Here is a 13,443-nt window from a genome sequence, read left to right on the forward strand (position 1 = left end):
ATGCCTCTTGATGGAGTACCAATGCCGTTAGACGTTGTCTCGTTCAAACATATCAGCCGGATCCTGGAGCTCACCGACTCGCTCGGCCTGAACCGCGAGTGGGTGGAGATTCCCTTATCTCCGGAAAGCCCTGGCCTCGTCCGGCAATTGCCCAATGGCAAACTGGAAATCATCGTCGATGCGGATCAACCGTTCGAAGACTGGCTGGGATCGCTCCCGAAACATATTCAGCTCGCACAGGGAACCTAAACATGGATAGCCCCGTCACGCACCCGACCCCCACGTCAGAAGAATTGAACGCCGAACTACTCGCCATGCCGGAACCGCCGGAGCAGCCGGACCCGATCGTCGAACCGGGATACGAAGAGCTTGTGACCATCGCCTTGCGCCATGTCCGCGGCCGCCGCGGAGGCGATCTCGTCAGCGTGATCCTGGTGGGGTCCAGCGTGCGGCGCGCCATCACGGCTCACAGCGACATCGACCTCCTGGCGCTCGTCAAGGGACAGGCCGACGGCCACGAGATCGTCCGTGTCGCCGATCGTCTGGCCGACATCCGGTATCGCGGATATCGCGAGCTTGAGGAGGACCTCCCCTACTCACCGCGCCTCCCGTCTCTCCTCCGCAAAGCCCGCATCCTCTTCGATCACGAAGGCATCGGCGCCAAACTCCTTGAGCGCGCCAACCAACGGTTCCGGCAGGGACCGCCCCCCGTCAGCATCAATGAACAGATTCGCATGAAGGCGGAATGTTTCCATTGGCTGGGGAAAGCCCGAGATCTAGCCGATAAGCAGGCCACCGCGCAGTATCTCCTGTCGATGTTTTTCGATGACGCCATCAACGCCTTCTTCCGGCTACGGGGATTCTGGCTGACCGCGCCGGTGGACTCGCTCAAGTTCATCGCCTCCCGTGATGCCACGCTGGGCGACCTGATCGGGCGGTTCCTGACTGCCGCCACCCTAGCGGAGCGGCTCAACATCGGCCGTGATCTTGCCGATCTTCTCTTTAAGGACGTGCCCAATCCTGCCAGAATCGACTGACAGAAGCGCGGAGCCGCCCAGGGTTCCGCCTTAGCACGTATTTTCTCAGTTATTCATGGAGACAAAGCCCCCAAGAGGATAGACTCCTCCTTGAGGGTCGCGTCTGCTCGATCCAGGCTATCCATTACCGCACCAGAAGGAGTTCCTATGGACATCGGATTCATCGGGCTGGGGAAAATGGGCATGAACATGGTCACCCGGTTGCAACGTGACCGGCACCGCGTGGTGGTCTATGATCGATCGGCAGATCTGGTCAAACAGGCCGTCGGAGTCGGTTGCGTCGGCGCGTCCTCGCTTGCGGACCTCGTCGGCCAGCTCAAAGGCCCGCGCGCGGTCTGGATCATGGTCCCATCCGGCGCGCCAACGGAAGACACCGTGCAGGCCGTCGCGGCGCTTCTCCAGGCTGGCGACACGGTCATCGATGGCGGCAACACCAGATTCCACGACGATGTGCGGCGGGCCGCGGACCTCAAGAAAAAACAGATCCACTATGTCGATGCCGGCACCAGCGGCGGCATTTGGGGCCTGACCATCGGCTATTGCCTGATGGTCGGCGGCGACGAGGCGCCCGTGAAACAGCTCGCGCCGATTTTCACGACGCTGGCGCCAGAAGAAGGCTGGGCTCACGTCGGAGGAGTCGGCGCGGGACATTACGTCAAAATGGTGCATAACGGCATCGAGTACAGCATGATGCAGGGCTATGCGGAAGGCTTCGAGCTGATGGCGAAGAGCGACTACCAGCTCAACCTCGCCAAGATCGCAGACCTTTGGATGCACGGCAGCGTCGTCCGCTCCTGGCTCTTGGAATTGGCAGCCGGCGCCTTGAAAGAAGATCCCCGGCTGGAACAGTTAAAAGGGTACGTGCAGGATTCCGGCGAAGGCCGCTGGATGATCGCCGATGCGATCGAGAAGGATGTCCCGGTCCCGACGCTCGCAACGGCATTATTCACTCGCTTCCGATCGCGGCAAAACGAGTCCTTCGCGGAAAAGATGCTGGCCGCGTTGCGCAACGCCTTCGGCGGCCATGCGATTCGCCGGTAAGGCAGAAACCCATGGCCCCCATTATCCCGCGCATCGATATCAACCCCTCACAGGAGACGATCCCCCCGGTCGAACCCTGCACCCTCGTCATCTTCGGCGGGTCCGGCGATCTCGCACGCCGACGCCTGATTCCTGCCCTCTATAACCTGCTCCTCGACGGACTCCTTCCGCCACACTCTGCGGTGATCGGGCTAGGCCGGAAGCCGATGACCGACGAGGAATTCCGCGCCACGGTCCGTGACGGCGTCGTCGCCCATTCCCGGCAAGCCCTGGCAGAGGACAAGTGGAAAGACTTCGCGCCACATCTCTTTTACCTGGCTGGTGACAATGAGGACCCGAACACCTATGCCAGACTGAAATCCCGAGCAGAAGAGATTGAGCGAAATCTACAGTTGCCCGGCAACCGGATCTTCTACCTGAGTATTCCGCCCAGTTCGTTTGCGCCGGTCTGCGAGGGACTGGAGCAAGCAGGATTGGTGACGAAACCGGGATCTCAGACCGCCTACTCCCGTATCATCGTCGAGAAACCGGTCGGCCGCGACTTAGCCTCCGCCCAGGCCATCAACCAGGTCACGGGACGCGTCTTCGACGAGTCGCAGATCTTCCGCATCGATCACTATCTGGGCAAAGAAACCGTCCAGAACTTGATGGTCGTCCGGTTCGCCAACTGCATCTTCGAGCCGATTTGGAACCACAAATACATCGACCACGTACAGATCACCGTGAGCGAAGCGGAAGGCGTCGGCACCAGGGCCAGTTTCTACGAAGAAGCCGGGGCCTTGCGCGACATGGTGCAGAACCATATCCTCCAATTGCTCTGCCTCGTCGCAATGGAGCCCCCCCACTCGCTCGATCCGGATGTGATACGCAACGCGAAGATGGATGTCCTCCGCTGCCTCAAGCCCATCACCGACCAGGATGTCGAACAGGTCACCGTCCGCGCCCAATACAGTAAAGGCGCCACCCATGGCGCACCCACCCCAGGCTATCGCCGTGAGCAAGGAATTCATCCTGACTCCACGGTAGAAACCTATGTCGCGATCAAATGCTTCGTGGAAAACTGGCGCTGGTCCGGCGTCCCCTTCTATCTGCGCACCGGGAAAGCGCTCCCCCATCGCGCCAGCGAGATCGCCGTGCAATTCAAAGACATCCCGCAAACTTTGTTCAACGCCAATGCGCAACAGCCACAACCTCCGAACGTGTTGGCGCTGCGCATCCAGCCGGAGGAAGGGCTCTCGCTTCGCATCGTCTCGCGTGTGCCGGGCACCAGAGCCGAGACCCATGCGGTCGAAATGGACTTTCAATACAGTGACGTCTTCGGCCGTCCGTCTCCGGAAGCCTATGAGCGATTGCTGCACGACGTGATGGCCGGCGATACCTCCCGATTCATGCGACGCGACGCCGTGGAAGCCTCCTGGGCCTGGATCACCAAGATTCTGGAGGGATGGCAGCAGCAAGGATTGCGGGAGCTGCCTGAATATGAAGCGGGAACCTGTGGGCCGGTTGAGGCCGATCGCCTCATTGAAAATGATGGACGGGCCTGGCGGACCCTGTAGCGACTCACGTCATGTCAGCCGCAACTGCGCAAGCAACTCCTCGCATGTCCCAATTCCGCCGATAAACCGCTCGAACATCCCCTCTCGATAGAAGGCCAAGGCCGGCAGGGAGGAGATCTCCAGCTCCGCGGGAATCTGGAACTGCTCCTCGACGTTCATGGTCAGGATCAGCACATTGCCTGCCATCTGCTGCTCCAACTTTTCGAGTTCACGCATCAACGAGCGGCAACTCCCGCAGCCAGGCTTCCAAAGCTCCACCAACACCGGTAATCCCGCCTGCGCTACCAGACGGTCGAAGTCCCGGTCAGTCACCTCACGCATCACGGTCTCCTCGCCAACAGGGGAGCAAAGACCTCTTGATATAACCGTTCTGCCATCAGCCGATAGCCTGCCGTGGTCAGATGCAGCCCGTCGTTAGAATACCGGGCCGCCAGCTGTTGCGTCTCCGGCTCCGCTGTGGCGGAGAACAGATCGAAGGCTGCCAGCCCCTTCGATTCGGCAGAGCGGAGGATCAACCCGTTGAGCTGGCGCCGCCGATCGAGATGTTCGGCCAACCATCGGCGTCCCTCCTCACTGGACAGGTCGTCGCCCACCCTGATCGACGGAACGGTCACAGGCACCGGCGTAACTCCAGCTGCGGCGGCCAGCTCATACATCTGAAGAAGATTACGCAGAATAGCCGCAGGCGTGGCGTTCCAGCCCAGATCGTTCGTGCCGCCGAGAATCACCACGCAGGCCGGTTCATGGACCAGCACAGCCGAGCGAAACCGTCGCACCATATCGCCGGTCAGCTCCCCGCAGAGACCACTCATCGACACGCGCACGGAAGGCCCGGTCAATTCTTGCAGGAATCCTCCATAGGGAGTCTCGTCTCCCTGCGGATTGTCGGCGCTGGGCGATTGAAACCCTGCCGTCAGACTGTCTCCGAAACAGACAATGTGGGTCATGTTCTTCATCGCATCGATTGGCGTTCAGACGACTCGTACGACGGATTCTACCGGCGCGCAGTGCAGACTCACAATGCCCTCTGCTCCACACGTTGGATGGGAGAAAAACTCTCAGCCGTTCATCGCCGGAAGGCAGGCGAAGAGCGGCTATTTCCTTGACGATTCCTCACCTCCACGGTACGAATATGCACATGGACGAGCCGAAAACAGACGGCGGCTCACAGCCGATCGCACCAGCAAAAGAGCCAGCCAATCCCGAGCTGGCCTCCATCAAGCGGCTCCTCATTCTGTTAGACAAAACCGCCAAATCCAGCCGGACCTACGGGGCGGCGAACCCGGTCGCGCAAAAGTTCCTCCAACAGCTCTTCGAAGCCCTCACGGCTCACCTCGACCACTACCAGAAATTGGCGTTTCTCGTGCAACGGTCCGAACTTTATGTCAACGGGAACGTCGTCTACCGGTCCGAGCAGGAGTCCGGCCACGAGAATATCGCGTTCAAACTCTATACCGACGGCATCAGGGAACTGACCTTCCTCGAAGGGCTTCAACTGGAAGACCTCTCCGCCTTGCTTGACGCGCTCTGGGGCAGCCTCAACCCGGACGAGGACGATGACGACATTGTCACGCGCTTATGGGCCAAGAACCTCTCCAGCATCACCCTGGTCACAGCCGAAGAAATCGCCAAGGCCTCGACCGGCGGAGATGTCTTCGCGCTGCAGACGGCCGGCAGGATGGAAGCATCGGAAGCAAGCTTGCGAGCCCTGCTGGATCGGGAACAGGCCCGCATTAAACAGGGAGCAGGAACAGGACTTGAAGGGAGAGACGGTTCGGGAGCCGATGCTGGCGGAACGTCAACCGGAGAAGGAACCGGACGGGGCGCCAACGGACCGGCGAACCGATCCCAGTCCGGTCACCTGGGCTATGAGGTCTCGGACCTCGAACTCGCCGAACTGGCGAAAGAGATCGAGGCAGAGAGCCACAGAGACAACACGACGTACCTCTTGGACATGCTCACCGCGATCCTGGCGTCGGAGCGATCTCCTGCCATCCTGACCAAACTGCTCGACCTCTGGGGCAACCTCCTCGACTCCTTGACGGCCCATGGCAAATGGGCCGTGCTGGACAATGTGCTGGGCCTGCTCCATGCCGCAGCTGAGATCCGGCCAGACCTGGACGAGGATCATAAGAAGCAGCTGGCATCCCTGCTCGACAACCTGGGCCGGCCTGAACGGATCGCGATGATCGAAACCTATTTAAACAAGACCCCCTACGCCACCACAGAAGGATTGCCGACGGTGCTGCTGCCCATGGCGGCATCGGCCATCCCGGCCCTCTGCACCCTCTTGGCCAATCTGGAGATGCCGGCGCATCAAGCCATCGTGGCTGACGCCCTTGAGGCCCTCGCGAAGGACCAGCCGGATCCGCTGCTCCGTGGTTTGTCGGACCGCCGCCCCCGTTATGTGCGAAGCCTGCTCGCGATCCTCCTGAGATGGAACAATCCGCGCTTATTGGATTCGATCGAAAAACTGGTCCTCTATCCGGACGTCCAGGTGCGGAAGGAGGTCATCCGGGCAATCGGAATCCTCCGCCCCTCCGGGAATGGGACGAAACTGGTGACGCTCGCGAATGACACCGAGGAGTCAGTGCGGTTGCCAGCGCTCAAGCTGCTCCTACGCGGTCAATATACGGCGCCCTACTCCGCCTGGTCTCCCATCGTCTCGGCGGACACGTTCAAGGATCGCCCCCTCAGCGAAAAACGTGCGATCTTCCAAGCCATGCGCGCCACCAGCGGCGAGGAGATCATTCCGTCCTTTACGCGATTGCTCACGGAATGGTCCTGGATCAACCGGAAGAAAAAAGAAGAGCTCGCTTCTCTCGCCGCCGAAGCCTTGGGGAAACTAGGCACCCCTGCCGCCGTGGCAGCCCTGGAGCTGGGCCAGAAGAAAGGCAGCGCCGCCGTCCGGCAAGCCTGCACCGCCGCGCTCGCCCAAGCCCAACGACAACAACTCAAGCAGGCCGCATCATCGTGAGGAGCCGCTGCCGTGAGTGATTTCAAGATCCAACAGACCCCCGCCGCGAAGGAACAGGCCCGGCCGATTCTGACGCACGAAAAATCCCTGTCGCAGAAAATCGCCCGAGGATCGGAGGCCGGAGACATCCTGGACCAGCAGATGGCCATGCTCGGCATTCAGCTAATCACTCAGTTGAACGTGTTGATGAAGATCTCCCGCATGTACGAACGCACCAACGCGGCGCTGGATAAACCGGTCGAGACCATGCTGACCCTGATCAAGACCATGACGCACGACCAGCCGATCGCCGTCCGTCTGCAAAACGATTTCCTCTTTCTCGGGAACAGCCACTTGAAGGTGAACGCGCAGCAGATGGCCGTGGCCACCAGCATCATCGACACCCTGAACAGCTGGAAGATCGGCGGAGTCACCTTCTCGTTGACCGTAGAGGCGAAAGATCTGCGTGAGTTCGCCGCGCTCTTCGTCGCCCTGACGCCTGACGACACCACCCTCGAAGACCTCCGGCGCGAAATGGCCGCACGAGGGATCGCCGGCATCGAGCTCGAAGAACCGCGGCAGCTGCAGGTCCGGGACGAAACCGGAACAACCGGAAATGCGGGACTCTCCGGCATGGATAGCGCCTCGCTCAAAACACAGCGGAAACGGACCGCCAAAAACGGCTATGCCAAAGTGGCAGGATCGATCGGAGCCCTGACGCAATCGGTCCGTGAAGGGGGCACCGTCAGTTTTAAACAGGCGAAACGGGCGATCCAAAACATCGTCGATCTCATGATGGATGATGAAGCCACGATCCTCGGGCTCACGACCCTTCGTTGCCACGATCAGTACACCCATAACCATTCGGTCAATGTGTCCCTGCTCTCCATTGCCCTGGCCAATCGCGCGGGCTATCCCAAAGTGGAACTGGCCGACCTGGGCCTTGCAGCGCTGTTCCACGACATGGGCAAATCCACCATCCCTATGGAGGTCCTGAACAAGCCGGGCGAGTTTACCGATGATGACTGGGTGACCATGCGCAGTCATCCCACGGAGGGAGTCCTGAGTCTGTCTAAGCTGCGCGGCATCACGAATCTACCAGGCCGTATGGCAGCTGCCTCCTTCGAACACCACATGAACCTGGATTTCTCCGGCTATCCGAAGCTGACCGTGCCCTGGACCGTGTCATTGACCGGCCGCATCCTCACGATCGCAGACTGTTACGACGCGATGACCTCCTCCCGTGTCTATCGACGGGAACCCATGTCCCCCTCGAAAGTCCTCAACATGATGTTCGCAAAGTCCGGACAGTCGTTCGACCCGGTGCTGCTCAAGCTGTTCGTCAACTGTGTCGGCATCATCCCCATCGGCAGCCTGGTGATGCTGGAGACCAGCGAACTGGCCGTCGTGCTCAAACCGGCAGCAGACAAAGAACAGGCAGAACGACCATGGGTCAAAGTCATCACCGATCCGCAAGGAACCCCTATCGAGCAAGGGCGCGAGCTGGACCTGACCGAGAAGGACGAAACCGGGGAGTTCCGCCACCACATCATCCGCTTGATCGACAATACCGAATATAGGTTCGACACCAGCCGCTACTTCGTCTAGCAGGATGCTCAAAAAGTTCGTCAGCAAGGCCGCAGCCGATGAACGCACCGGAGGCGTACCCTCAGGGGTACGTTGAGGATGCGTTCGAGGCGAGAACGAAGCTGGCGGGCTTTTTCAGCATCCTGCCGCGGCCGATCTCTTGACAGGACCTGCCCCCACAGTTATTCTCGCAACCGTTCATTGATCGCATCGTTTACCAACAAGGAGCGCCTGTTATGCATACCATGGGAACCATTCTGCGGCGAATCACTCTCCCCTTGGCCGCCGCGGGCATTTTATTGCTCGCCTCTCTTCCTGCGGCAGAGGCTGCCGAAGCCTTCAAAATGGGCGTCGTCGATCCTCAGACCGTGTTAGAAAAATCGAAAGCGGGCAGAAAAGCCCTGGACGGGCTCAAGGAATACGTCACCACCAGACAGAAGCTGTTGTCCCGGGACGAAGAAGAGTTGCGCACCACCGAAAAGACGCTCAAGGATCAACTCGCGAAGCTCAGCGAGACCGAGAAGAAAGAAAAAGAGACCCAGTTCCGCGCAAAGATCCAGGACTATCAGAAGCGCGCACAGGAATTTAATCAGGAGTTGCAGGGGAAGCAGAAGGAATTGGTCGATGACTACATGAAGCGAATTGCCACGGCCACACAAGCCGTAGCGGAAAAAGGCGGATTCTCACTCGTCCTCGACAAGGGCAGCGAACAAACGGTCAAGATTGTGATCTACAACAAAGACACCATCGATTTGACCGAACAAGTGATCAAAGAGTTCGACCGGGCCAACAGCAAGTAACCATTCCGATGGGACCTCGGCCACTCCGAGGTCCCATCACGACTCCATCGGATAGCCCGCATCCCGCCAGGCCTTGATCCCCCCATCCATCGATACCACGTTCCGATAGCCCATCTGCTGCAGCACGTCCGCGGCTAAAGCCGACCGGTAGCCGCCTCCGCAATACAAGACAATCGCCGCCTCTTTATCGGGAATGAGCGTCTCCACATCGCGCTCGATAATCCCTTTCCCAAGATGGCGGGCGCCTTTCGCATGGTCCTTCGCAAACTCATGGTCCTCGCGCACATCCAGAAAGTGCTGCACCTCACCCCTCTCAAGCCGCTCCTTGGCCTGCGCCACCGTACATTCCTTCACCCTCGCTCTGGCTGCATCCACCAGCTTCAGAAAACCGGGATTATGTTTCATCGTCGCGCCCCTTCCTCTCCGTTCCAGCAATAGCTGCGGCCAATGTTGATTCATCGCCTGGCAGCGGCTATGGTCCTCGATCTTCCGGCTCCTGTCAACGGACGAACCACACGATCATCGTGGAATCCCACCGCTCGCTCGATTGACTAACCCCTACCCCGATGTTAGATTCCAGCCGCTTTCTGGAACAGGAAACCATGTACGATCTACGCTATTTACGAGACAATTTAGACAGCCTCCGGGAACAACTGGGGCTCCGTGGCGCCGACGTCCCCTGGGACAGCCTCCGTGGGCTGATCGAACAACGTCGCGCCTTGACCAGCCAGGTCGAGCAGCTTCGTTCCGAGCTCAAAAAAGGATCGGACGAAGTCGCCAAGCTGAAACGCGAAAAGCAGCCGGCTGACACAGCCATGGCAGCCATGAAGGCGGTCGGCGAACGGATCAAGACAATTGAAGACGAACTCCGTGGCATCGAAGAGCCCCTGACCGATCTGAATCTCCGCATCCCGAATCTCCCTCATGCCTCGGTCCCCGCAGGAAAAGATGCGGGCAGCAACCAAGAGGCCAGGCGCTGGGGAGCCCCGCCCACCTTGACCGCGCCGGCCCAGAGCCATTGGGATCTCGGCGAAGCCCTCGGCATTCTGGATTTCGACCGGGCCGCGAAAATCGCCGGCGCGAGATTTGCGGTCCTGACCGGGGCTGGCGCGCGACTCGAACGGGCTCTCATCAACTATATGCTCGACCTGCACACGACGCAGCATGGCTACCGGGAAGTCCTGCCGCCGCTCCTCGTCAATCGGTCGAGCATGACCGCAACCGGCCAGTTGCCCAAGTTTGAAGAGGACCTTTTTCGCCTCCGGGACGAAGACTACTTCTTGATCCCGACGGCCGAAGTGCCGGTGACCAATCTCCACCGTGACGAAATCCTCGCCGAGACCGCCCTGCCGATCCGGTATACGGCCTATACCCCCTGTTTCCGGCGCGAAGCCGGATCCTATGGCAAAGACACCAGAGGGCTCATTCGCCTCCACCAATTCAACAAGGTGGAATTAGTCGTCTTCGCCAAACCGGACGAGTCGTACGAGGAATTAGAACGGCTCACCGGCCATGCAGAAGCGATCTTGCAGGGTTTGGGCCTACATTACCGGGTCGTCACCCTCTGCACCGGCGATATCGGATTCTCCGCGGCGAAGACCTACGACATCGAAGTCTGGCTCCCCTCCCAGAACCAATATCGGGAGATCTCCTCCTGCAGCAACTTCGAAGGATTTCAGGCCAGACGAGGCAGCATCCGGTATAAGGGCGCAGCAGGAAAAAAAGACGCCAAGACCGATTTCGTCCATACGCTCAACGGATCTGGGCTGGCCGTTGGCCGCACCCTCGTGGCCATCCTTGAAAACTATCAGCAGCCGGATGGGAGCATCACGATACCGGAGGTCTTACGTCCCTACATGGGCGGGCTTGAGGTGATTCGCAAAGAATAGGCTATGATGGGAGCCAGCCCGAGCGCTGACATGACAAGCGCTCCTGGGCGAATGAGTTCAAGTGGAGGGGTGGCAGAGCGGCCGAATGCGCCAGTCTTGAAAACTGGAGACCTCGCAAGGGGTCCGCGAGTTCAAATCTCGCCCCCTCCGCCAAACCACACAGATCGATTCAGCGCCTGAAACAGCCGACGCCTCTGCCTTTTGCTCCCAACCCCATTGCCAGAATCCCTCTCACGCCTGACCTCAACAGCAGCAGTCTCCGCTCAGCAACGAGCAACATCCCGCACGTCAATGACTTAATGTTAAGAATTGCAAATAAGTCGCAATCCATTGATTTACTAGCAGTATTATACGTGCAGAGCTAGCGATGATTTACCGTGAACCCCCTCTTTAGTTCGGCCCCACCTACCTCTACGGTATGTTCAAAAACTCGTCCCTGCGGCACTATCACCTGCCAGCGCGCCTTCGTGCCCCCTACTTCGTGAAGGAGGAACCGATGCAGAAACAGACGAGAACGATCAGATTCATTCATCGGGAACGCAACAGCAAAACCTGCCCTCTCTGCGGCTGCCATATCTATCAATTCGTCCTTCGCGGAAGCCTGCAGCCGGAAACCGACAACCCCTTCACCCCCTGCTCGCAATGCTGGAATTCCCAGGAACCAGACGAGGCCCATCGCCAGACCCTCTGGATGTAAGCACTCGACCTCTCCACCAGGACACAGAAGGAAGACACCATGCACGTCATCTCATCCAAAATCCATGATCTGAAGTTGCGTCACGCCCGCACGAAACAGAAGCGAGCCGCACTCCACATGCTGACCCTCAGCGGCGTCATCAGACCAAGCCACTCAGAGCTCCGTTACGAGGCACCCCTCGCCCGCATGACGGCCCTGGACTCAGAGTCCACGAGCCTCCAACATTCACAGACCCTCGCCATCCCTCTCCCCCTGTGGGAACAGGACCTCACAACCAGCCTCACCACAACCTGGCACTACATCGGCAACCTCTCCTCCTCCCTCGTCCAGCTCGCAAAAAAACCCATCGTTCTTCAGTGGAACAAGCAAGTGGACGCCTGAACCGTCGCCGTTTCCCCCAAGAGTTTTTCTTGCTCCACCTCGCGAATGGCTTGTACCTCCCACATGGCCTGAGGTAAGATCACGGCTCGATTGCTGGTTATCCTACGATCATCGACCGCATCGCACATGATCGGGAACCCCGCGTAGGGCTGAGAACAGTGGAGAGGTGGCCGAGCGGCCGAAGGCAGCAGTTTGCTAAACTGCCGTAGGGGCAAAACCCTTACCGAGGGTTCAAATCCCTCCCTCTCCGCCACAGCCTGTTCCGTCGGCACTTGCAGAGGATAAACCGACAGAGACTTGATTTTTGTCCATCGATCCTGTAACAGTGCCTCGCTCTTCTTGCCGTGAATCGTGCCGAGGTAGCTCAGTTGGTAGAGCACAGCCCTGAAAAGGCTGGTGTCGACAGTTCAATTCTGTCCCTCGGCACCACATCCCATTCAAAACATTAGAGAGTTCCAGCCTCACCCCGCTGGCTGCCCTGAACGAGCCCTTCGGCATTTTCAGTATATTTCGCCTGATTCTCACGCGTGGTTGCCGTAATTTTCTTGCACTCAGCACGAAAAAACTTATACCATTTAGCTGGTATGTTCCAGTAGGTATGGACGTTCACAGCGTCAGGCATGACGCAAGGAGGCTTCACATGAAAAGATGGACGACAATGAATCACCAGATCAGCAGTTTCTTACTATGCAGCGCCTTACTCTTGCCAACTTTTGCAGGGCTTGAAGGGGCAGCCATAGCTCAAACGGCAGCCAGCACCCCGGCGGCACTGGCTGCTGCTATCAAGGCCAATCCAGCGCAAGCTGCAGCTCTCACTAAAGCCGCCGTAGCTGCGAATCCGGCCAATGCTGCAGCCCTGACCGCTGCCGCCGTCTCCGCCGCTACCGCTGCCGCCCCGAACGCCGCCGCCGCCAGCGCGGCCGCCGCTGCCGTTACAGGCGCCGCCGTCACCGCCGCCGTGGCTGCCGCCCCGAACGCCGCTGCCGCCAGCGCGGCCGCCGCTGCCGTTACAAGCGCCGCCGTCACCGCCGCCCCGGCCGCTGCCGCCGCCATTACGAGCGCCGCCGTTACCGCCGCCCCGGCCGCCGCCGCCGCCATTGCCGGCGCTGCCGCTACCGCTGCTGTGGCTGCCGCTCCGAACGCTGCCGCCGCTAAAGCAGCAGCCGCAGCCGTTTCGACGGCTGCAACGGCTGCAGCTCCTGCTCAAGCAGCAGCGGTCGTCGTTGCCGTTAGCGCTGTCGTCGCGTCAATCGGAGGTGGTATTTCCAAAACGATGGGAACGACCAGCACGAAATGCACAGTAGTCAGTCCCAGCGGAAATCTCCCACTCGGCTGCACGCCATAACAAGCATTCATCCGGAAACAACAAAGGGCCGGAGAGGATCACCTCTCCGGCCCTTTCCATTTACTTCCCATCGACCCCTTGAGAAGCTAACGTCACCCCCCAGAAAGTTCTCCATTTGAACCGTCTCAAACTAAGAGGCGCTTACGGACTACGA

At 59.5% G+C, this 13,443-nt stretch carries 14 protein-coding genes and 3 tRNA genes; 14 read left to right on the plus strand and 3 right to left on the minus strand.

Annotation, left to right across the window (positions count from 1 at the left end; genetic code table 11):
* The first annotated feature begins 21 nt into the window (after positions 1 to 21).
* The 4 genes from NT179_02340 to zwf all read left to right on the plus strand — a co-directional run bounded on the left by NT179_02340 (position 22) and on the right by zwf (position 3,634).
* The gene (locus NT179_02340) at positions 22 to 249 is read left to right on the plus strand and encodes a hypothetical protein (GenBank protein MCX5720856.1); all 228 of its coding nucleotides are present in this window, start codon (positions 22 to 24) and stop codon (positions 247 to 249) included.
* Between the two features lie 2 nt (positions 250 to 251).
* Positions 252 to 1,037: a hypothetical protein gene (locus tag NT179_02345; protein ID MCX5720857.1), complete on the plus strand. Its 786-nt coding sequence runs from the start codon at positions 252 to 254 to the stop codon at positions 1,035 to 1,037.
* Between the two features lie 147 nt (positions 1,038 to 1,184).
* A complete protein-coding gene (gene gnd, locus NT179_02350) occupies positions 1,185 to 2,078 on the plus strand; it encodes a decarboxylating 6-phosphogluconate dehydrogenase (GenBank protein ID MCX5720858.1) in 894 nt (297 codons plus the stop codon).
* 11 nt (positions 2,079 to 2,089) lie between these two features.
* The gene (gene zwf / locus NT179_02355; protein MCX5720859.1) at positions 2,090 to 3,634 is read left to right on the plus strand and encodes a glucose-6-phosphate dehydrogenase; all 1,545 of its coding nucleotides are present in this window, start codon (positions 2,090 to 2,092) and stop codon (positions 3,632 to 3,634) included.
* A gap of 9 nt (positions 3,635 to 3,643) precedes the next feature.
* On the opposite strand, the gene NT179_02360 is transcribed toward zwf, so the two are convergent.
* Together NT179_02360 and NT179_02365 are read right to left on the minus strand one after the other, a co-directional pair.
* Positions 3,644 to 3,955 (minus strand): thioredoxin domain-containing protein, encoded by a 312-nt coding sequence (locus NT179_02360; GenBank protein MCX5720860.1) that lies wholly within the window; start codon positions 3,953 to 3,955, stop codon positions 3,644 to 3,646.
* The gene (locus NT179_02365) at positions 3,955 to 4,581 is read right to left on the minus strand and encodes a GDSL-type esterase/lipase family protein (GenBank protein ID MCX5720861.1); all 627 of its coding nucleotides are present in this window, start codon (positions 4,579 to 4,581) and stop codon (positions 3,955 to 3,957) included. Before NT179_02365 ends, NT179_02360 begins: the two co-directional genes overlap by 1 nt.
* A 191-nt stretch (positions 4,582 to 4,772) precedes the next feature.
* Here NT179_02365 and NT179_02370 point away from each other — a divergent pair, with 191 nt between their 5' ends.
* The 3 genes from NT179_02370 (at position 4,773) to NT179_02380 (ending at position 8,977) form a co-directional block, all read left to right on the plus strand.
* Positions 4,773 to 6,611, plus strand: coding sequence for a HEAT repeat domain-containing protein (locus NT179_02370; protein ID MCX5720862.1), 1,839 nt, complete (start codon positions 4,773 to 4,775; stop codon positions 6,609 to 6,611).
* A 12-nt stretch (positions 6,612 to 6,623) separates the two neighbouring features.
* Positions 6,624 to 8,198, plus strand: coding sequence for an HD domain-containing protein (locus tag NT179_02375; GenBank protein ID MCX5720863.1), 1,575 nt, complete (start codon positions 6,624 to 6,626; stop codon positions 8,196 to 8,198).
* A 215-nt stretch (positions 8,199 to 8,413) separates the two neighbouring features.
* On the plus strand, positions 8,414 to 8,977 hold the full coding sequence (locus NT179_02380) for an OmpH family outer membrane protein (protein ID MCX5720864.1): 564 nt from the start codon (positions 8,414 to 8,416) through the stop codon (positions 8,975 to 8,977).
* A 36-nt stretch (positions 8,978 to 9,013) separates the two neighbouring features.
* Here the strand turns inward: NT179_02380 and NT179_02385 are convergent, their stop codons facing one another.
* Positions 9,014 to 9,382, minus strand: coding sequence for a rhodanese-like domain-containing protein (locus tag NT179_02385; GenBank protein MCX5720865.1), 369 nt, complete (start codon positions 9,380 to 9,382; stop codon positions 9,014 to 9,016).
* A gap of 197 nt (positions 9,383 to 9,579) precedes the next feature.
* Here NT179_02385 and serS point away from each other — a divergent pair, with 197 nt between their 5' ends.
* From serS to NT179_02420, 7 genes are all read left to right on the plus strand, one after another.
* Positions 9,580 to 10,866 (plus strand): serine--tRNA ligase, encoded by a 1,287-nt coding sequence (serS, locus tag NT179_02390; GenBank protein ID MCX5720866.1) that lies wholly within the window; start codon positions 9,580 to 9,582, stop codon positions 10,864 to 10,866.
* A 63-nt stretch (positions 10,867 to 10,929) separates the two neighbouring features.
* Positions 10,930 to 11,019: transfer RNA gene (locus tag NT179_02395), tRNA-Ser, on the plus strand.
* A gap of 343 nt (positions 11,020 to 11,362) precedes the next feature.
* Positions 11,363 to 11,563 carry a hypothetical protein gene (locus NT179_02400; GenBank protein ID MCX5720867.1) on the plus strand — a complete coding sequence of 67 codons (201 nt, stop codon included), beginning with the start codon at positions 11,363 to 11,365 and terminating at the stop codon, positions 11,561 to 11,563.
* A 39-nt stretch (positions 11,564 to 11,602) separates the two neighbouring features.
* A complete protein-coding gene (locus tag NT179_02405; GenBank protein ID MCX5720868.1) occupies positions 11,603 to 11,944 on the plus strand; it encodes a hypothetical protein in 342 nt (113 codons plus the stop codon).
* 160 nt (positions 11,945 to 12,104) lie between these two features.
* Positions 12,105 to 12,197: transfer RNA gene (locus NT179_02410), tRNA-Ser, on the plus strand.
* Between the two features lie 100 nt (positions 12,198 to 12,297).
* Positions 12,298 to 12,373: transfer RNA gene (locus tag NT179_02415), tRNA-Phe, on the plus strand.
* Between the two features lie 211 nt (positions 12,374 to 12,584).
* Positions 12,585 to 13,289: a hypothetical protein gene (locus NT179_02420; GenBank protein MCX5720869.1), complete on the plus strand. Its 705-nt coding sequence runs from the start codon at positions 12,585 to 12,587 to the stop codon at positions 13,287 to 13,289.
* The last annotated feature ends 154 nt before the right edge of the window (positions 13,290 to 13,443 follow it).

It is taken from the genome of Nitrospirota bacterium (genome assembly GCA_026387665.1).
Classification (GTDB): Bacteria; Nitrospirota; Nitrospiria; order Nitrospirales; family Nitrospiraceae; genus Palsa-1315.